This window comes from Nonomuraea mesophila, from assembly GCF_004352805.1.
GTDB classification, from domain to species: domain Bacteria; phylum Actinomycetota; class Actinomycetes; order Streptosporangiales; family Streptosporangiaceae; genus Nonomuraea; species Nonomuraea longispora.
This window is the reverse complement of record NZ_SMLD01000004.1, coordinates 47,006-65,653: the sequence shown is the minus strand read 5'-3', so window position 1 is coordinate 65,653 and position 18,648 is coordinate 47,006. Positions and strand designations below refer to the sequence as shown.

The following is an 18,648-nucleotide window of genomic DNA, read 5'->3' as shown; positions in this document are numbered from 1 at the left end:
GTGCCCTGACCTGTCACATCTGCGCATCACGGATGTCCTTCCCGAGTTTGTCGGCGCGCCAGCCGATATCGTGGTGATGTCGTTACCGAACGTGATGGGGGGTGGGGTGTGCGCAGGTCGTTCACATTCCTGCTGCGCCCCACGGCCCGGCAGGCGGCGGCGCTGGCGGCGTGCCTGGAGGACCACCGCCAGCTCTACAACGTCGCTCTGGAACACCGGCGCACCGCCTACGCCAGGGCGGGGGTGAGTGTCCGGTACGGCGAGCAGTCGGCCGAGCTGAAACACATCCGCGCCGACGACCTGGAGGGTCAGGGGCGTTGGTCGTTCTCCTCCCAGCAGGCCACCCTGCGACGGCTCGACAAGGCGTTCGCCGCGTTCTTCAAGCGGGTCCGCGCGGGTCGCGCGCCGGGTTTCCCGCGGTTCAAGGGGCGTGGCCGGTTCGACACGGTCGAGTGGCCGAAGGACGGTGACGGCTGCCGGTGGGACTCCCAGCCCGAGCACCCGACCGCCACCTACGTGCGGCTCCAGGGGGTCGGGCACGTCCGCGTCCACCGGCACCGGCCCGTGCGCGGCCAGGTGAAGACGATCAGCGTCACGCGCGAGGGCTCCCGCTGGTTCGTGGTCCTGTCGTGCGACGACGTGCCCGCCGAGCCGCTGCCCGCCACGGGGGTGGTGGCCGGGATCGACATGGGTGTGGCCTCGCTCGTCACGACCAGCGACGGACAGCATCTGACCAACCCCCGCCACCTGGCCGCCTCCGCCGGCCGGCTGGCGGACGCGCAGCAGGTGCTGGCCCGCAAGCAACGGGGCTCCAAGCGGCGGCGCAAGGCGGTGGCCCGCGTCACCGCGCTGCACGCCAGGGTGCGCAGGCAACGTCTGGACGGCGCGCACAAGGCCGCGCGCGCCCTGGTGGCCGCCTATGACGTGATCGTGCACGAGGACCTGCGGATCGCGAACATGACCCGCTCGGCGTCCGGCACGATCGAAGCTCCCGGCCGCAACGTCGCTGCCAAGTCCGGCCTCAACCGGAGCATCCTGGACGCGGGCTGGGGGGTGTTCCTGACGATCCTCGCGTACAAGGCTGAAAGCGCCGGTCGCAAGCTGGTCGCGGTGAACCCCGCCGGCACCTCCCGCACCTGCGCCCGATGCGGGCACTGTGCGAAGGAGAACCGCGTCACCCAGGCCGGGTTCGCCTGTACGGCGTGCGGTCATACCGCGCACGCCGACGTCAACGCGGCCAAGAACATTCTCAGGGCAGGGCTTGCCCTTCGCGAACCCGCGGAAGCGGCTTAGCGAGAAGCCGCCTCCTTCAGGGGGGCGGAGGAGTCACCAGATCGGGTCTGTGGTGGCGGACCCAGTCGCCCATCCGGCCGCGCTGCCACTGCGGGTCGAACTCGCCGAGCGGGATGGTCACCTCGGGGCGGCCGGTCGCCGGGTCGACGGGGACGCGGGCCAGCCGGTCGCGCATCCAGCCGGGAATGCGGGGCGGCACCGTACGCAGGCCCCAGCCGATGAGCCCCACCGAGCGCAGCGCCTGGACGCGCACCCGCACCCCACCCGGCCTGCCGGCCCGCCGCGGATTGGCGAGTTGGGTGTCGACGACGTCGATCCTCGTGATGTCGGGCCAGCGGAGGTGCACGCGGAAGCCGAGGGTGTCGGTCAGTTCGACGCCTTCGTCGGTGAAGCGGACGACGGTGCCGGAGCTCATGCGGCGGTGTTTGGCGGCGAGGACGGCGAGCAGCGCGCCGGTGGCGAGCAGGCCGATGGCGGCGCCGAGCGGGGTGCTGCCGGTGAAGATCGCGCCGAGCAGCAGGATGACGACGAAGAAGAGGACGAGGGGCGCGACGAACGGGGCGACGAAGCGGGGGAAACTGCCCGCCTTAATCCGAAATTCCTCCATAAGTCGGACGACGTTACCAAGGCGTGTTGGTCGATTCCTGGTCCGGTCTCATCACGGCCGGCCTGGCTGTCGCGTCCGCGGGTCAACGACTGAGCGACGCGCGGGCCGGGCAGGGGATCCGCCGTCGCGCGCATCTCCCCACCGTGACGTCGCTCGTCGACGGGTCAGTCGTTGAGAAGGCCGCGGCGGTAGGCCTCGGCGACGGCGGAGGCGCGGTCGCGGACGTCAAGTTTGGCGTAGACGTGCAGCAGATGGGTCTTGACGCTGGCCTCGCTGATGAACAGGGCGGCCGCCGCCCCCTTGTTCGTCGCTCCCCCGGCCACCAGCCGCAGCACCTCGAGTTCGCGTTTGCTCAGTTTGCCCCGGGTGGGCCTGCGCAGGTCGCTGGCCAGGCGTCCGGCCGCGGAGGGCGAGATCACGGTCTCGCCCGCGTGGGTGGCGCGGACGGCTCGCGCCAGTTCCTCGGGCGGGGCGTCCTTGAGCAGGTAGCCGCTGGCCCCGGCCTCCATGGCGGGCAGGACGTCGGTGTCGAACGTGGTGAGCACCAGCACCCGCGGCCCGGTGCCGGAGAGCTCGCGGATGGCGCTGACGCCGTCCATGCCGGGCATGCGCAGGTCCATGAGGACGACGTCCGGCCGTAGTTCGGCGGCCAGGCGCACGGCCTGTGCCCCGTCGGACGCCTCGCCGACGACCTCCATGTCGGGCTCGCCCCCGAGGGCCGCGCGCAGGCCGTCGCGCACGATGGGATGGTCGTCGGCTATCAGCAGCCTCAGGAGCATCGTGTTCCCTTTCGGGAGGTGGTCGTCCGCCGTCAACGTGGATCATCCTGCCCCGCGGGAGGGATGGCGGGCACGGAGACGGCGACGGCCGTGCCCTGGCCGGGTTCGGACTCGACGGCCAGGGTGCCGCCCACGCCTCGCACCCGCTGGCGCATGCCGTCCAGCCCGAACCCTTCAGCGGGTTTCTCCGGGTCGAAGCCGGCTCCGTCGTCCCGGACGTCGAGAAGCACGGATTCGTCGGCGTAGGAGAGCGTGAGGGCCGTTCTGGTGGCGCGTGCGTGCTTGGCGACGTTGGCCAGCGCCTCCTGGGCGACGCGGAACAGCGCCGCCTCCACGTCACCGGCCAGGGCGACCGGGGTGCCGGTGACCTCCAGGGCGAGGTCGACGCCGGACGACTCGGACCACGATCGGGCCATGCGGTCGACCGCCTCCGGCAGCCGGGCGTCCTCCAGCGGCTCGGGCCGCAGCGCGCGTACGGACCTGCGGGCCTCGGACAGGCTGCGGCGGGCCAGTTCGGCGGCCTGGTCGAGGTGGTGGCGGGCCGGGCCCTCGGAGACGCGGGCGGCGGTGTGGAGCCGGCCGATCAGCACGACGAGGTCCTGGGCGACCGTGTCGTGGATCTCGCCGGCCATGCGGTGCCGCTCGTCCAGCACGCCCGCGCTCCTGGCCTGGTCGAGCAGGCGGGCGTTCAGTTCGGCGTTCTCCTCCATGGCGGCGCGCAGTCGTTCGACCAGGCGGCGGCGTTTGTCGTGCTCGGCGGAGACGTACCAGCCGGCGATGGCCAGGGGCAGGGCCACGGCGGCGATCACGCTCAGCGAGGAACCGCGGGCGCCGGGACTCGACTGTGCGGCCACGCTGACCACGGCGGTCACCGTCACGCCCAGCATGACCAGCCGCGCGGGCAACATCCCGATGGCGAGCGGATAGCCGACCGAGGCGAACACCATGAACGCCGTGTGCTCGGCGGTCAGCGCCCCGGCGAGGGCGATGAGCACCAGGTAGTGGCCCACGACGAGCGCGCGGTGCGTGTCGCGGCGGGAGTGGAGCCAGGCGATCGGCGCCAGCCACACGGCGGCGGCCGGCACGAGCGCGGGCCATCCGGGCAACCACGCCGGGGCGGGGCCGCCGCCGCCCATGACGGCGGCCGCGATCGCGGAGATCGCGAGCAGTGCGTAGGCGAGCGCCAGATACACCCAGCGTTCGTGCCCGTCGAGCCGGCTCATGGGTCAAGCCTGGCATGGCATCCACCGATCGGTGGATGCCGGGCGTCGACCGCACGTCGAGCCTGGCGGGCGATGCGCGGGCCCGGCACTCTCCGGAAGCATCGTCTCCATGAACAGACCGAGCAGACGAAAGATGTTCCAGTACGCCGCGGTCACGGGCGCGAGTGCCGCCGCCGCGACGGCCTCCGCCTCGATCGCGCCCAAGCGCAAGGAGGTGACCACGTTCGTCTTCGTGACCGGCGCGAACGGCACGGCCACGGCCGATGCCGAGCTGACGATGCGCGGTCACCGTTCCGTGGGCGTGGCCCTGCCCGGCCACGGCCCCGCCGAGCAGTTCACCCGCGCCTACCAGGCGCCGCAGGACCTGAACAAGCTGGCCACGATGCCGTCGCCGGTCGCGGACGTGACGCTGGACGACTACGTCGAGGCGACGGTGAACACGGTCCGCAGGGTCTCCCGGTACGGTCCCGTGATCCTGGTCGGCGGCAGCCTGGGCGGCGCGGCGATCACGAAGGCCGCCGACGAGGTGCCCGACCTGATCGACCGGCTGGTCTACGACACGGCCTACTGCTGCACCGCTCTGAAGTCGCCGGCGGAGTATCTGGAGACTCCGGAGGGCAAGCCGAGCCTGGCGGGCAACCTGGCTGCGGGCGTGATCGCCGACCCCCGGGTGATCAAGGCGATCCGCGTCAACTGGCGCTCGAACGACAAGAAGTTCCTGGACGGCGTCAAGGCGGCCTACATGGCCGACGGGAGCGAGGGTGAGTTTCTCGCCCTGCTCAACTCGCTGCTGCCCGACGAGTCGATGCAGGTGTCGTACGCCGACGCGCGGGGGCGCGAGGACAGGTGGGGGCGGGTGCCGCGGGTGTACATCAGGCACACGCGGGACCGCGTGATCCCGATCGCGCTGCAGGACCGCATGATCAGGGAGGCGGACGCCGCGACGCCGAAGAACAGGTTCAAGGTGTTCACGGTCGACAGCTCGCACGCGCCGACCCCGAAGGCGTATCAGCGGATCACGGAAATTCTGCACCGGCTGGCGAAATAAAAAGGACGCCTCACCGGAGGCGTCCATCAAATGCTGGGGTACCAGGACTCGAACCTAGACTAACTGAACCAGAATCAGTCGTGCTGCCAATTACACCATACCCCACCGGGCGGACCCTCGCGGGCTCGCTTCGGCGATGTCCGAAAGAATAGCCCAGGCAGAGGGGTAAGACCAAAACGAATGGCCAACCCGCCCTCCGCCGCCTGCGCCGCCCGCCCGGTCATGCCAAGCTGAAGGGGACAAAACACCACGTGGAGGAGCCCGAGCGTTGGCCGAGAATCCGTTCTTCGCCCCTAGTGATCTGCCCTACCAACTGCCGCCGTTCGCGGACATCCGCGAGGAGCACTACGTGCCCGCTTTCGAGCGCGGCATGGCCGAGCAGCTGGCCGAGGTCGACGCGATAGCCGACAACCCAGAGCCGCCCACCTTCGACAACACCATCGCCGCACTCGAACGGTCGGGTCAGATCCTCACCCGTGCGGCCACGGCCTTCTCCAGCATCGCGTCCTCCAACTCGACCGACGCCATCATGGAGATCGAGAAGCAGATCTCCCCTCAGCTGACCAGGCACGGCGACGCCATCCGGCTCAACCGGGCGTTGTGGGCGCGCGTCAAGCAGGTCTCGACGGACGACCCGGAGGAGTCCTGGCTGCTGGAGAAGTACCGCGACGACTTCATCAGGGCAGGCGCCGACCTGTCGGAGAGCCAGCAGGACCGGCTGCGCGAGCTCAACGAGGAGCTGTCGAAGCTCAGCACCGAGTTCGCGCAGAGCCTGATGAAGGCGACGACCGAGTCGGCACTGGTCGTGACGGACCGCAAGGAGCTCGACGGCCTCGACGAGGCCAAGATCGAGTCGCTGCGCAAGGACGACGGCACCTACGCCCTGCCGCTGCTGAACTTCACCAACCAGCCGGGCCTCGCCCAGCTCACCAACCGTGACGTACGCCGCAGGCTCTACGAGCTGAGCGTGAACCGGGCGCCGGGCAACTTCGACCGGGCCGCCAGGATGGCGGCGCTGCGCGCCGAGCGGGCGGCGCTGCTGGGTTTCCCCGACCACGCCTCCTACACCGTGGCCGACCAGACCGCCAAGACCGTCGAGGCGGTCGAGGAGATGCTCGGCCAACTCGTCGGCCCCGCCGTGCGCAACGCGCGCAAGGAGGCGGAGGCGCTGGCCGAGCAGGCCGGGTTCCCGATCGAGCCGTGGGACTGGTCCTACTACGCGGAGAAGGTCCGCCAGGCCCGCTACGACTTCGACGGCGCCGCGATGCGGCCCTACTTCGAGCTCGACCGGGTCTACCGCGACGGCATCTTCTTCGCCGCGGGCAAGCTGTACGGGATCACCCTCACCGAGCGGCCCGACCTGAGCGGATACCACCCCGACGTAACCGTCTTCGAGGTGTTCGACGAGGACCGGAGCCGGCTGGGGTTGTTCCTGCTCGACCCGTACGCGAGGGCGGGCAAGCGCGGCGGGGCGTGGATGAACAACCTGGTCGACCAGTCGTTCCTGTTCGGGCAGCTGCCCGTGGTGATGAACAACCTCAACGTCACCAAGCCCTCCTCCGGGCCGACGCTGCTGACGTACGACGAGGTCAACACGGCCTTCCACGAGTTCGGCCACGCGCTGCACGGACTGTTCTCGCAGGTGCGCTTCCCGCGAGTGTCCGGCACGAGTGTGCCCCGCGACTTCGTGGAATATCCGTCGCAGGTCAACGAGATGTGGGTGACCTGGCCGGAGATACTGGCCAACTACGCCAAGCATCACGAGACGGGCGAGCCGATGCCCGCGGAGCTGGTGGAGAAGCTGACCGCCGCGTCCACGTTCAACCAGGGCTTCAAGACCGTCGAATACCTGGCCGCCACGCTGCTCGACTGGGCGTGGCACAAGCTGGCGCCGGGAGAGACGGTCGACGACCCCGAGGCGTTCGAGGCGGCCGCCCTGGAGGCCGCCCGGATCGCCATGCCGCAGATCAGGCCGCGTTACCGTACGAACTACTTCGCGCACATCTTCGCCGGCGGCTACAGCGCCGGCTACTACTCCTACATCTGGAGCGAGGTGCTCGACGCGGAGAGCGTCGAGTGGTTCAAGGAGAACGGCGGGCTCACCAGGACGAACGGCGACCACTTCCGCCGTGAGCTGCTCTCCAGGGGCGGGAGCATCGACCCGCTGACCGCGTTCGGCAACTTCCGGGGCCGCGAGCCGAGCATCCAGCCGCTGCTCGTCCGCCGCGGGCTGGCCTAGAGGCGAGGCGAGGAGCGCAGTGGGCCCGGCCGTCTCCGCGGCCCACTGCGCGCTTGCCCGGCTGCGGCGTCGCGGCCGGTCCGGCCGGTCCGGCCAGTCCGGCCAGTCCGGGCCCTTCGGTCAGGGCCCGACGCCGGGTGATCAGCCGCGCAGGCGGGCCAGCGCCTCGCGCAGACGCTCCTGGGTGCGCTCGCGGCCGAGCACCTCGATCGACTCGAACAGCGGCAGGCCCACGGTGCGGCCCGTGACCGCGACGCGGACGGGGGCCTGGGCCTTGCCCAGCTTGAGCCCCTGGGCCGCGCCCACCTCCTCCAGCGCCTGCTTCAGCGACTCGGGGTCCCAGTTGACCGACTGGAGGCGGTCGAGGTAGCCGGTGAGGATCTCCAGCGGGGAGTTCTTCATCGCCTTGTCCCAGGACGCCTGGTCGAAGACCGGCTCCTCGAGGAAGAGGAAGTCGACGTTCTGCCCGATCTCCGACAACACGGCGATGCGGGTCTGCGCCAGCGCGGCGACCTTGCTGAACAGCTCGCGGTCCCACGACGGGTCGAGGAAGGGCGCGCAGCGCTCCTCGAAGACCTCCAGCGGCAGCGCACGGATGTATTCGCCGTTGAACGCCCGCAACTTCTTCTCGTCGAAGAACGCGTTGGACGGGTTGACGTCCTCCAGCCGGAACAGCTGCACCATCTCCGGCCACGGCATGATCTCCCGGTCGTCCCCCGGGCCCCAGCCGAGCAGCATGAGGTAGTTGACCATGGCCTCGGCGAGGTAGCCCTCACGTCGGTAGTCCTCAAGGGCCACCTTGTCGCGGCGCTTGGAGAGCTTCTTGCGCTGCTCGTTGACGATGACCGGCAGGTGCGCCCAGACCGGCGGGGTCGCGCCGAGCGCGGGCCACAGCAGCTCCTGCCTCGCCGCGTTGGGCAGGTGCTCCTCGCCGCGGGCGACATGGGTGATGGCCTGCGTGATGTCGTCGACGGCGTTGGCCAGCACGTAGAGGGGCGAGCCGTCGCTGCGCGCGATCACGAAGTCTTCCTGGGCCTTGTTGGGGAACTCGACCCTGCCCCTGACGAGGTCGTCGACGACCGTGACGCCCTCGTCGGGGGTGCGGAAGCGCACCGCGCCGGCGGTGAGCCCACGCTCGCGGCAGTGGCCGTCATAGCCCTTGTCCTTGGAGCCCGTGCGCTCCTGGACCTGCTCACGGGTGCAGTCGCAGTGGTAGGCCTTGCCATCGGCCAGCAGCTTGGCCACCGCCTCGCGGTGCTGCGGCTCGTTGGCCGACTGGAAGTAGGGGCCCTCGAACACCGGGTTGGTGCCGTTGATGCCGATCCAGTCGAGCGCCGCGATGATGCCCTCGGTCCACTCGGGCCGGTTGCGGGAGGCGTCGGTGTCCTCGATGCGCAGGACGAACCGCCCCTGGGCGCGTTCGGCGACCGCCCAGTTGAACAGCGCGGCCCGGGCGCTGCCCACATGGAACATGCCGGTAGGGGAAGGAGCGAACCGCACCCGTACGTCAGTCACGGGAGACCACCTTGTTCGTGAGTGTGCCGATGCCTTCGATGCCGACGCTGACCTCGTCGCCGATCTCGAGCGGGCCGACACCCGCCGGGGTGCCGGTCAGGATGATGTCGCCGGGGATCAGGGTCATGACCGCGCTGACGTAGGCCACCAGCGCGGGGATGTCGTGGATGAGCTGGCTGGTGCGCCCGCTCTGCCGGATCTCGCCGTTGACCGTGGTCGTCAGCGCGAGGTCGGCCGCGTCGAGGTCGGTCTGGATCCACGGCCCGAGCGGGCAGAACGTGTCGAAGCTCTTGGCCCTGGTGAACTGCACGTCCTTCTTCTGCAGGTCGCGGGCGGTGACGTCGTTGGCGCACGTGTAGCCGAAGACGACGTCCTTGACCCGCTCGACCGGGACCTCGCGGCAGAGCCTGCCGATCACCACGGCCAGCTCGCCTTCGTAGTCGACGCGGTCGGACAGCGTCGTCGGATAGGCGATGTCCTCGCCGTGGCCGATCACGGAGGTGGACGGCTTCATGAAGATGAGCGGCTCGTCGGGCACCTGGTTGCCCAGCTCAGCCGCGTGCTCGGCGTAGTTTCTGCCGATGGCGACCACCTTGCTCGGCAGCATCGGGGACAGCAGCTTCACCTGGGACAGGGGGAACCGCTCACCGGTGAACTGCACCTGGCCGAACGGGTGACCGGCGACCATGGAGACGAACTCCTCGCCCGGACCGCCTTCGACCACGCCGAACGACACGCCTTCGCCTGTGGAGAACCTCGCTATACGCACCCGACAAGGCTATCGCCGCCGCCGGAGGAGTCCGCCCATCTGCGGTTCCGCCACCAGGCAGAGGCCAGGATTCGCCGTCGAATACCCCAAAAATCCGTTTTGACGGGTATCCGTCGTGCGCTGGGGGTTAGCTGCTCCTGATAGCGACACATCGGAGGGTGACGAGATGGACACGATGTCCAACACAGAGACGGGCGCGGTGCCACGGGCACGAACGCCGGAGGGTGGCCCGGCCACCTCGCTGGTCACCGACAAGGGCACCACGAGCATCGACGACGGCGTGGTCGCCAAGATCGCGGGTCTGGCGGCGCGCGAGGTGTCCGGCGTGCACGCCATGGGCGCGGGCGCGGCACGGGCCCTCGGCAGCATCAAGGGCGTCGTCGGCGGGGACACGAGCGTCTCCCAGGGCGTGTCGGTCGAGGTGGGCGAGCGGCAGGCCGCCGTGGACATGGACCTGGTCGCCGAGTACGGCACCGCGATCCCCGACCTGGCCGCGGCCGTACGGCGCAACGTCATCGCGGCGATCGAACGGATGTGCGGGCTGGAGGTGACCGAGGTCAACATCCGCGTCGACGACGTACACCTGCCCGGCCAGGAGCGGGGCAAGGACCGGGACACGGGCGACCAACGGGACGCGGAGCAGGAACCCAGGGTCCAATGACCACACCGGAGGACGAAAGACCGGGCTTCGTGACCACGTCAGGCCCCGGTGACGACCGTGCCGACGCCGCGCCCGGAGACCCCGGGGACAAGGCCCCGACCGGCGCCCCGACCGGCGCCGAGCCTGAACGCGGAGACACGGCCGGACGCGGAGACACGGCCGCCGCAGAGCCCGGACGCGGGGACACGGCCGGACACGGAAACGCGGCCGGGCGCGGGGAGGCGGCCGGCGACGGAGCGGGGGACGGCGCGGCGCGGGTGATCGCCGAGCGGGTGCGGGCGTGTCCTGGGGTGGCCGGGCTGTCCGGGGGGCCGTTCGGGACGGTGGCCACGTACATGCCGGGCGAGCGGCTCCTGGGGGTGGCGGTGAACGAGCGCGAGGTGCGGATCGCCGTCGTCGCCAGGATGGACCGCCCGCTGCCGGACACCGCCGACGAGGTACGGCGGGCCGTGACGGACCTCGCGGGCGACCGCCGGGTCGACGTGCGCATCGACGACATCGTGGAGGGACCATGAACAACGCCCACTGGCCGACGCTGATCGGCCTGGCCGTCGGCATCATCCTCGGTCTCACGGCGGCGTTCGGCGGGCTGACCGCGTTCCTGCTCGTCCTCGTGCTGGGCGCGGCCGGCTTCGTCGTCGGGCGGATCGTCGAGACGGGCGAGGTGAACCTGTCGAGCCTGTCCACGAGGCGGAGATGACCGACGTCACGCCCGCCGAGGGCGCGGCCACCGTGACGGTGCCCGCGCAGCGCCGCCCTCCGCGGCCGCCGCCGGAGGGGCGGGGCCGTACCGAGGTGGCGGACCAGGTGGTGCTGAAGGTCGCGTGTGTCGCGGCCGAGGAGCTTCCCGAGGTGCACGAGGTACGGGTCAGGTCCGCGCCGTGGAACCGCTCACCGGGTGCGGGGTCGCGGGGCCGTACGTCCGGCGGCCTGGCCCCGGGCCGTTCGTCGGGCGCTGAGGTCCGGGGCGGCAGGGCCACCATCCGCCTGCACGTCGTCGTCGCCTATCCCGCGCCACTGCGCGCCGTGGCGGCCCGGCTGCGCGAGCACGTGAGCCGCCGCGTCGCCGGCCAGACCGGGCTGGAGGTCACCCGCCTCGACGTGATCGTGACGGGCCTCGGCGGCGGTGGGCCCCGATGAGGACCACGCACAACGACGGACCTGGGCGGTGAGCCGGGATGAGCACGCAGGAGATGTGCACCGTACCTCCCGATGACGAGGGAGGCGCGCACCGGGCCGCACCACCGCAGCAGGCCCGCACAGCCGACAGAGCAGCAAACAGGGCCGCCGACAGGGCGGCGGTGCGGGCGTTCCGGCCGCGGCGCAGGATTCCCGCCGTCGTGGCGGGAATCCTGCTCACGGTGCTCGGCCTGCTCGTCGCCGCAGAGACGATCTCCGGGCTGGCCGGCCGTCCGCTGCACCTCGTGCCGTACGACGGGATGCTCGCGTGGGCGTCGGCGACGCTGTGGTCGAACCCGCTGTTCCTGCTCTCCTCGGCCGTGGTGACGGTGCTCGGGCTGGCCCTGCTGGTCACGGCGCTGGTGCCGGGGCGGCCGAGCATGGTGCCCGCGCGCAGCGGCTACCCCGGGCTGATCATCGGGTTGCGGACCAGGACCGTCACCAGGGCCCTCGCGCACGCCGCCGAGGAGGTGCCGGGCGTGCACGCGGCGCGCGCCAGGATGCGCGGGAGCACGGTCGTCGTCACGGCGGCCACGTCCGGGTGGGACCAGGAACGGTTCGGCACGGAGGTGCGCGACGCCGTGCTGACCCGGCTCGCGGCGATGGAGCCCGTGGAGCCGTACCGGGTGGTCGTGAACGTCAAGGAGACCAGGTGAGCGAGAAGATCGGCCGGGGCAACCGGTGGGGGCTGGCGCTGGTGGGGCTGGTGCTGACGGTGCTGGGCGGTCTCGCGCTGGCCCGTGGCCTGGGCGCGTTCGGACCGGCCGGCGAGCCGGTCGTGGACGGCGGCGTGCGCGACTTCTTCGTCCGTACCGGTCCGTGGATCTGGTGGGTGGTCGCGCTCGTGGCGCTCGCCGTCGCGCTGGTGGGGCTGTGGTGGCTGCTCGCGCAGGCGCGCGCGCAGCCGCGCGGCCCGCTGCGCGTCGAGTCGGGGCCGAACGGAGTGACCGAGGTGGCGCCCGGCGCGATGGCGCAGGCGGTGGCCGACGACGTCGCGTCGGGCCCGGCCGTGCTGAGCGCCCACGCCGACGTCGTGGACGAGCGCGACGGCCCCTCCGTACGGCTGCGCGTGGTCGCCGACGAGTCGGCCCCGCTGCGCGACCTCAGCCGGCACCTGTCCACGGTCGTGCTGCGGCACGTACGCGACGCGCTGGAGCGGGATCAGGTGCCGGCGATCGCCCGCGTTAGCCTTGAGCCCTCACCTTCGCCGCACCGGGTGGTGCGCTGACGAGAGGGGTTCTGTGGTGTCCGTCGTGAAGATCAACGTGCTGACCGTGCCCGCCGACATGCGCGCCGAGCTGGAGCAGCGGTTCTCGAAGCGGGCCGGGATGGTGGAGTCGGCCGACGGGTTCGAGTGGTTCGAGCTGCTCAGGCCGGTGGAGGGCACCGAACGTTACCTCGTCTACACCCGCTGGCGCAGCGAGGAGGACTTCCAGAACTGGCAGCAGAGCCAGGCGTTCCAGCGCGGCCACGCCCAGGCGGCGCAGGGGCACGGCCACGGCCAGGGCACCGCGGCGACCGGGTCGGAAGTGTGGTCGTTCGAGGTGGCGGAGAGCACCGGCCCCAAAGGCTGAACGCTCAGGTGTCGAGCGGGTTGCGCGCGATGCGGTCGACGATGCCGTCGCGCACGAACCCGCCGGCGAAGCTCGACGGCTTGCGCGCGCCCTGGTCGGCGATGCACGCGCTGAACTCCTTGGCGATCTCCAGCCGCGGATGGCGTTCGAGCGCCTCGGCGCGCACCCCTTCGGGGATCTCGTCGGTACGCCTGCCCGAGATGTCCATGCCGGTCGAGAGCTCCAGCAGATGCCCCTCGGGGTCGTCCTCCACCGGCACCTCGGCCCACATGTGCCGGATGATCACCTCGGCCGCGCGTTCCCTGCGCTCCGGCGACCAGCCGGCTCCGGCGCAGAAGGCCCAGGCGACGTGCCCGCCCGCCTCCTCGTACGGCACCGTGTGGCTGTCGTACTCGGCGACCAGGCCGATGTCGTGCAGCATGGCCGCCACGTAGAGCAGCTCAGCGTCGAAGGCGATGGAATGCGCCTGCCCGTAGGCGGCGGCGAACAGGTAGGCCCGGATGGAGTGGTTGAGCAGCGAGGGCGTGTGGTAGCGGGTGGCCACTTCGAGCGCGCCACGGCAGGCGGGCGTGTCGGGGATCATCAGGTCGTCGATTCTCACGGCACCAGCATCCCCTGCCCCGGGCCCGGCTCGCCAGCCGGGGCACCGGCGCCACATCGAGCGGCTAACGAATCGGACACTCGGCTTGACCCGGTGATCGACGGAGCGAAAGCATGTGCCGCCCTCGTTGTTATGTCCCGAAAGGACCTGGCGTGCGCCGGTTTGCGTTACCTCTTGCCCTCATGCTCACGGTCAGCGGGTTGACCGGCCCCGCCCGGGCCGCCGACTCCAGCGCCGACTCCAGCGCCGACTCCAGCGCCGACTCCAGCGCCGACTCCAGGGCCGACAAAGTGGCTCGCACGGCCGAGTGCCAAGGCGACTGGCTGCCCGGCACCCCCACGGCCGGCGACGTCATGAAGGGCGAGATCTCGCTGGTCGGCCTGCCGCCGTACAAGCTCGGCAAGAAGATCAACTGGTCGGCCAGCCCGTACCGGAACCGCTCGTGGGAGTACGTGTTCCAGTCGCTGCGCTGGATGGGGACGCTGGTCGTCGAGTACGAGAACACCGGCGAGCGGCACTACCTGGACCGTGCCACCGAGATCACCAAGGACTGGGTGGCGAAGAACAAACGAGGGGCGCGCGGCACGAAGCCGTACGTGTGGAAGGACCACCCGGTCTCCCTGCGCACGCAGCCGCTGCTCTGCCTCAGCCGGCACGTCAGCGCCCGCTGGCTGAAGGACAGCCTGACCGAGCACGCCAAGCTCCTGTCCGACCCCCGGCTGTACAAGAAAGGCCACAACCACGGCATCGACCAGGACATCGCGCTCCTGGGGATCGGCTGCAGGTACGGCCGTACGGACTGGGCGAACCTGGCCTCCCGCCGGCTGACCGGCACCGTGAAGCTCGACGTCGACAGCCAGGGCGCGCTCATGGAGCAGGCCCCCCGCTACGCCGTCTACGTGTACGGCAGGCTGCAGGTCGCGATGACCGGCATGAAGGACTGCAAGCGCAAGGTGCCCGGTGAGATCACCCGGCGGGCCGAGGCGCTGAAGGACTTCATCGCCCACTCGACCATGCCCAACGGCTACATGGTCCCCATCGGCGACGGCAGCGCCGACACCGAGCCGAAGATGGACGCGGGCACGCCGAAGCAGGAGGTGCGGACCTACCGCGCCGGCTACGTGTTCGGCCGCACGGCCTGGGGCGAGAAGGAGTCGGCGTACTACTCGATCCGGTTCGGTCCGGGCATGAAGTTCCACGGCCACGAGGACCACCTGGGCGTGACGTACTACGCGAAGGGGCGCGACATCCTGGTGGACGGCGGCTTCCACTCCTACGAGAAGAGCGCCTACCGCTACTGGACCCTCTCCCCCGAGGCGCACAACGTGCCCACGGTGGCCGGCGGCAAGTTCCGGCCGCGCACGCCGAGCAAGCTCGTCAAGACGTCGTACGGCAAGGGCCGGCAGGCGTTCAGGCTGACCGACAAGGCGTACGGCGCCAGCCGCACCAGGTCGGTGCTCGTGAACCACGGCGATGACCTGATGGCGGTGCTCGACACCGCCTCCGGCGGCAAGAAGGTCAGGAACGTGTGGCGTTTCGACCCGTCGCTGAAGCTGGTCTCGAAGGGCGGCGGCAAGGTGGTGCTGGGCGACGGCGACTTCAAGGTCACGCTGCTGCAGTTGTCGTCGTGCGGCCGGGTCGGCGGGCAGAAGGTGCAGCGTGGGGGCAAGCTGGGCTGGGTGTCGCCGACGTACCTGTCGAAGAAGCGCACGAACGTCGTCGTGTCGCCGTCGGCCAGATCGCTGCTGACGGTGATCGTGCCGGGCACCGACTCGCCGAAGGTGTCGTGTTCCGGCGGCAAGGTCACGGTCGAGGGCGTGTCGTTCCGCTCCGGCCTGCTCTAGCGGCTCGCGCAGGGGGCTTGGCGGCCCCCTACGCCCGTCAGGCCGTCAGCTCGGTCAGCCCGTCAGCTCTCAGGAGGCTTCCCTGCCCGCGCGGAGCAGGCCGTACGTCACCGCCTGCTCCAGTGCCTGCCACGAGGCGTCGATGATGTTCTCCGCCACTCCGACCGTGGCCCACTCGGAGGTCTCGTCGCTGGAGGTGATGAGGACCCGGGTGATGGCGTCGGTGCCGTGGGTGCCTTCGAGGATGCGGACCTTGTAGTCGACCAGCTCCAGCTTCGCCAGCTCGGGGTAGAGCTGCTCCAGGCCCAGGCGCACCGCCTTGTCGAGGGCGTTGACGGGGCCGTTGCCCTCGCCGGTGGCGACGATGCGCTCGCCCTTGGCGTGCAGCTTGACGGTGGCCTCGCTGACCAGCTCGCCGCCCTTCGTGCGCTCGACGATGACGCGCCAGGACTCGACCTCGAAGTGCCGCCTGCGCGAGCCGTGCAGGGTGTCGCGCAGCAGCAGCTCGAACGAGGCGTCGGCGGCCTCGAACGTGAAGCCCTGGGACTCGAGCTCCTTGACCCGTTCGACGAGCGTCTTGGTGGTGTCGGGGGTCAGCTCGTAGCCCAGCTCCCTGCCCTTGAGCTCGACCGAGGCCCGGCCCGCCATGTCGGAGACGAGCATGCGCATGTCGTTGCCGACGGCGGCGGGATCGATGTGCTGGTAGAGGTTGGGGTCGACCTTGATGGCGCTGGCGTGCAGGCCGGCCTTGTGGGCGAAGGCGGACATGCCGACGTAGGGGGCGTGGGAGTTGGGTGTGACGTTGGTGACCTCGGTGATCGCGTGGGCGATGCGGGTCATGTCGGCCAGCGCCTCCCGCGGCACCAGGTCGAAGCCGCGTTTGAGCTGGAGGTTGGCCACCACCGTGAAGAGGTTGGCGTTGCCGGAGCGTTCGCCGTAGCCGTTGGCGCAGCCCTGCACGTGGGTGGCTCCGGCCTTGACCGCGGCCAGGGTGTTGGCGACGGCGCAGCCCGTGTCGTCGTGGCAGTGGATGCCGACGCGGGCGCTGGTCTGGACGGCGTCGTGGACGATCTCGGCCAGCTCGTCGGGGAGCATGCCGCCGTTGGTGTCGCACAGGGCGATGACGTCGGCCCCGGCCTCGGCGGCGGTCCTGATGACCTCCAGCGCGTAGGCTGGATTGGACGTGTAACCGTCGAAAAAGTGCTCGGCGTCGAGGAAGACTCGCTGTCCCTCCGCACGAAGGTGAGAGACCGTGTCGCGGATCATCGCGAGGTTCTCCTGGAGAGTCGTGCGGAGGGCCAGCTCCACGTGCCGGTCGTGGCTCTTGGCGACAAGGGTCACGACCGGCGCGGCGGATTCGCGCAAAGCGGCCACCAAAGGGTCGTCGGCTGCCTTCACACCGGCCCGGCGGGTCGCGCCGAACGCGGCGAGTTGCGCGTGCTTCAGGTCGAGCTCTGTTCGAGCCTGCCTGAAGAACTCTGTGTCCTTGGGGTTGGCGCCCGGCCAGCCCCCTTCGATGAAGCCCACGCCCAGGCCGTCCAGGTGCCGCGCGACGGCGATCTTGTCGGCGACGGTGAGGTTGAGCCCCTCCTGTTGCGCGCCGTCACGCAGCGTCGTGTCGTATACGTGGAAGCGGTCGTCGGCCATGGGTGTTCTCTTCTCTCCGGAAGGCTCGCGCTGGGATGTGGTCTTTCTGGAAAACAAAAAGACCCCTCACGGACGTGAGAGGTCTGCGCGCTGGCGGTGTCCTTAGTCAGCCAGCGCGCCTGCCGATAATGAGCAGACCGTAGAACATGATGCTCACCAGTCTGCCATACGCATTCACCATCCGGCACGCGGGTCTCACCGACTGGACACCCCGTGTCGCTCGGAGGGTCGCTCGGAGGGTCGCTCGGAGGGTCGCTCGGAGGGTCGCTCGGAGGGTCGCTCGGAGGGTCGCTCGGAGGGTCGCTCGGAGGGTCACACGACGACGCCGTCACCGCCGGTGATGGCCCGTTCGAGCGCGGTCGCGTCGAACACCTCGTCGCCCAGCATCCGCCCGTCGAGCAGCACGGTCGGCGTGCCCTGGATGCGCGTTCGCGCCGTCTGCTCCAGGTGTGCCTGCGCGTACGCCTGCGACGTGACGCACTCGTCCACCGCCGCACCCGCCTTCCTGGCCGCCCCGGCCAGTTCCTTGACGGTGAACCCCGAGGCCACGCCGTGCGGCGCGGGCTGCATGGCGTACAGCCGGTTTCTGAAGGCCAGCCAGTTCTCCTCCGGGACGCAGCGAGCGGCCGCGGCGGCGCGGAGGGAGTTGGAGCGCATGGGCTCGTCCCTGAAGATCGTCACCGCATGAAAGACGATCTTCACCTTGCCCTCCCTCGCCAGGCGCTGCAGCGTGCCGTCCACGGCGTCGTGCATCCTCTTGCACACGGGGCAGTCGAAGTCCTCGTACACGTCCAGCACGGGCGCCTGGCTCGACCGGTCCGCCAGCACCATCGACCCGTCCGCCTGCCGCGTCAGCCGTACCTCTCCGGACGACACGCCCGGCTCGGCGAACGCCAGCACCGAGATAACGGCGATCACCGCGCACGCGACCGCCACTGCCACCCATCGCTTCACCATCAGCCACTCCACCTCGTTGATCGCGCAGACCCTACCGGAAACCGAAACAATGGCCGCATGAAGGCATACCTCCTTGACCCTGTTATCGCGCGATACGCATTCGAGCACAGCACGCCGCCCGATCCGCTGCTGGAGAGGCTGGAGAAGGAGTCGGCCGAGGCGACCGGCGAGGACGCGGCGAAGCAGATCTCGCCCGACCAGGGCGGCTTCCTCACCATGATCACTCAGATCGTGGCGCCCACGGTGGCCGTCGAGGTGGGGACGTTCACGGGCTACTCGTCGGTGTGCATCGCCCGCGGGTTGTCCGGCGGGCGGCTGCACTGCTTCGACGTGAGCGAGGAATGGACGTCCATGGCCCGCCGCTACTGGCAGGAGGCCGGCGTCGCCGACCGGGTGACGCTCACCCTCGGGCCCGCCCTGGAGACGCTCGCCGCCTTCGACGAGACGATCGACCTGGCCTTCCTCGACGCCGACAAGGAGAACTACCCGGGCTACTACGATCTGCTCGTCAGCCGCATGCGGCCCGGCGGGCTGCTCATCGCGGACAACACGCTGCGCCGGGGGCACGTCGCCGACCCCGCGCACGACGAGGCCACGACCGTGCACATCCGCCGGTTCAACGACCTGGTGGTCAAGGACCCTCGGGTGACGGTGCACATGCTGCCGGTCGCGGACGGCATGACCATGATCAGGAAGAGATAGCCGTACCACG

General features: G+C 70.5%; 20 protein-coding genes and 1 tRNA gene. 12 read left to right on the top strand and 9 right to left on the bottom strand.

The window, feature by feature from the left end:
• The first annotated feature begins 108 nt into the window (after positions 1 to 108).
• On the top strand, positions 109 to 1,293 hold the full coding sequence (locus E1295_RS02745; RefSeq protein WP_132628044.1) for an RNA-guided endonuclease InsQ/TnpB family protein: 1,185 nt from the start codon (positions 109 to 111) through the stop codon (positions 1,291 to 1,293).
• Between the two features lie 16 nt (positions 1,294 to 1,309).
• Here E1295_RS02745 and E1295_RS02740 read toward each other — a convergent pair whose 3' ends face one another.
• From E1295_RS02740 to E1295_RS02730, 3 genes are all read right to left on the bottom strand, one after another.
• Positions 1,310 to 1,900 (bottom strand): hypothetical protein, encoded by a 591-nt coding sequence (locus E1295_RS02740; protein WP_132628043.1) that lies wholly within the window; start codon positions 1,898 to 1,900, stop codon positions 1,310 to 1,312.
• A 164-nt stretch (positions 1,901 to 2,064) separates the two neighbouring features.
• Positions 2,065 to 2,679: a response regulator gene (locus E1295_RS02735; RefSeq protein WP_132628042.1), complete on the bottom strand. Its 615-nt coding sequence runs from the start codon at positions 2,677 to 2,679 to the stop codon at positions 2,065 to 2,067.
• 32 nt (positions 2,680 to 2,711) lie between these two features.
• Positions 2,712 to 3,902 carry a sensor histidine kinase gene (locus tag E1295_RS02730; protein ID WP_132628041.1) on the bottom strand — a complete coding sequence of 397 codons (1,191 nt, stop codon included), beginning with the start codon at positions 3,900 to 3,902 and terminating at the stop codon, positions 2,712 to 2,714.
• 109 nt (positions 3,903 to 4,011) lie between these two features.
• Between E1295_RS02730 and E1295_RS02725 the strand changes: the two genes are divergently transcribed.
• Entirely contained in the window at positions 4,012 to 4,950 is a 939-nt protein-coding gene (locus tag E1295_RS02725) for an alpha/beta fold hydrolase (protein WP_246079795.1), read from the top strand.
• 33 nt (positions 4,951 to 4,983) lie between these two features.
• On the opposite strand, the gene E1295_RS02720 is transcribed toward E1295_RS02725, so the two are convergent.
• Positions 4,984 to 5,055, bottom strand: a tRNA-Gln gene (locus E1295_RS02720).
• A gap of 163 nt (positions 5,056 to 5,218) precedes the next feature.
• Here E1295_RS02720 and E1295_RS02715 point away from each other — a divergent pair.
• Positions 5,219 to 7,189, top strand: a complete 1,971-nt coding sequence (locus E1295_RS02715; protein WP_132628040.1) for a M3 family metallopeptidase — start codon at positions 5,219 to 5,221, stop codon at positions 7,187 to 7,189.
• Positions 7,190 to 7,330: 141 nt separating this feature from the next.
• Here E1295_RS02715 and gltX read toward each other — a convergent pair whose 3' ends face one another.
• Positions 7,331 to 8,662 (bottom strand): glutamate--tRNA ligase, encoded by a 1,332-nt coding sequence (gltX, locus tag E1295_RS02710; RefSeq protein WP_246079801.1) that lies wholly within the window; start codon positions 8,660 to 8,662, stop codon positions 7,331 to 7,333.
• 34 nt (positions 8,663 to 8,696) lie between these two features.
• Complete coding sequence (locus E1295_RS02705) at positions 8,697 to 9,473, bottom strand: fumarylacetoacetate hydrolase family protein (RefSeq protein WP_132628038.1); 777 nt, start codon at positions 9,471 to 9,473, stop codon at positions 8,697 to 8,699.
• Positions 9,474 to 9,648: 175 nt separating this feature from the next.
• Between E1295_RS02705 and E1295_RS02700 the strand changes: the two genes are divergently transcribed.
• Genes E1295_RS02700 through E1295_RS02670 form a run of 7 tightly spaced genes read left to right on the top strand, consistent with a single transcriptional unit; the run spans position 9,649 to position 12,887 of the window.
• Positions 9,649 to 10,134: an Asp23/Gls24 family envelope stress response protein gene (locus E1295_RS02700; protein ID WP_132628037.1), complete on the top strand. Its 486-nt coding sequence runs from the start codon at positions 9,649 to 9,651 to the stop codon at positions 10,132 to 10,134.
• A gap of 29 nt (positions 10,135 to 10,163) precedes the next feature.
• Entirely contained in the window at positions 10,164 to 10,649 is a 486-nt protein-coding gene (locus E1295_RS51735; protein WP_281284711.1) for an Asp23/Gls24 family envelope stress response protein, read from the top strand.
• Positions 10,646 to 10,834 (top strand): DUF2273 domain-containing protein, encoded by a 189-nt coding sequence (locus tag E1295_RS02690; RefSeq protein ID WP_132628036.1) that lies wholly within the window; start codon positions 10,646 to 10,648, stop codon positions 10,832 to 10,834. Before E1295_RS51735 ends, E1295_RS02690 begins: the two co-directional genes overlap by 4 nt.
• A complete protein-coding gene (locus E1295_RS02685; protein ID WP_132628035.1) occupies positions 10,831 to 11,274 on the top strand; it encodes an Asp23/Gls24 family envelope stress response protein in 444 nt (147 codons plus the stop codon). Before E1295_RS02690 ends, E1295_RS02685 begins: the two co-directional genes overlap by 4 nt.
• A 38-nt stretch (positions 11,275 to 11,312) precedes the next feature.
• Positions 11,313 to 11,969 (top strand): DUF6286 domain-containing protein, encoded by a 657-nt coding sequence (locus E1295_RS02680; RefSeq protein ID WP_132628034.1) that lies wholly within the window; start codon positions 11,313 to 11,315, stop codon positions 11,967 to 11,969.
• On the top strand, positions 11,966 to 12,541 hold the full coding sequence (locus E1295_RS02675) for a hypothetical protein (RefSeq protein WP_132628033.1): 576 nt from the start codon (positions 11,966 to 11,968) through the stop codon (positions 12,539 to 12,541). The genes E1295_RS02680 and E1295_RS02675 overlap by 4 nt, the downstream gene beginning before the upstream one ends.
• 16 nt (positions 12,542 to 12,557) lie before the next feature.
• On the top strand, positions 12,558 to 12,887 hold the full coding sequence (locus tag E1295_RS02670; RefSeq protein WP_132628032.1) for an antibiotic biosynthesis monooxygenase family protein: 330 nt from the start codon (positions 12,558 to 12,560) through the stop codon (positions 12,885 to 12,887).
• A gap of 4 nt (positions 12,888 to 12,891) precedes the next feature.
• On the opposite strand, the gene E1295_RS02665 is transcribed toward E1295_RS02670, so the two are convergent.
• The gene (locus tag E1295_RS02665; protein ID WP_166427045.1) at positions 12,892 to 13,488 is read right to left on the bottom strand and encodes an HD domain-containing protein; all 597 of its coding nucleotides are present in this window, start codon (positions 13,486 to 13,488) and stop codon (positions 12,892 to 12,894) included.
• Between the two features lie 152 nt (positions 13,489 to 13,640).
• Between E1295_RS02665 and E1295_RS02660 the strand changes: the two genes are divergently transcribed.
• Positions 13,641 to 15,332, top strand: a complete 1,692-nt coding sequence (locus E1295_RS02660) for a heparinase II/III family protein (RefSeq protein WP_246079793.1) — start codon at positions 13,641 to 13,643, stop codon at positions 15,330 to 15,332.
• Between the two features lie 69 nt (positions 15,333 to 15,401).
• Here the strand turns inward: E1295_RS02660 and cimA are convergent, their stop codons facing one another.
• Complete coding sequence (gene cimA, locus E1295_RS02655; protein WP_132628031.1) at positions 15,402 to 16,979, bottom strand: citramalate synthase; 1,578 nt, start codon at positions 16,977 to 16,979, stop codon at positions 15,402 to 15,404.
• 312 nt (positions 16,980 to 17,291) lie between these two features.
• Positions 17,292 to 17,936: a DsbA family protein gene (locus E1295_RS02645; protein WP_132628030.1), complete on the bottom strand. Its 645-nt coding sequence runs from the start codon at positions 17,934 to 17,936 to the stop codon at positions 17,292 to 17,294.
• Positions 17,937 to 17,993: 57 nt separating this feature from the next.
• Between E1295_RS02645 and E1295_RS02640 the strand changes: the two genes are divergently transcribed.
• Positions 17,994 to 18,638, top strand: coding sequence for an O-methyltransferase (locus E1295_RS02640; RefSeq protein WP_132628029.1), 645 nt, complete (start codon positions 17,994 to 17,996; stop codon positions 18,636 to 18,638).
• Positions 18,639 to 18,648 lie beyond the last annotated feature (10 nt).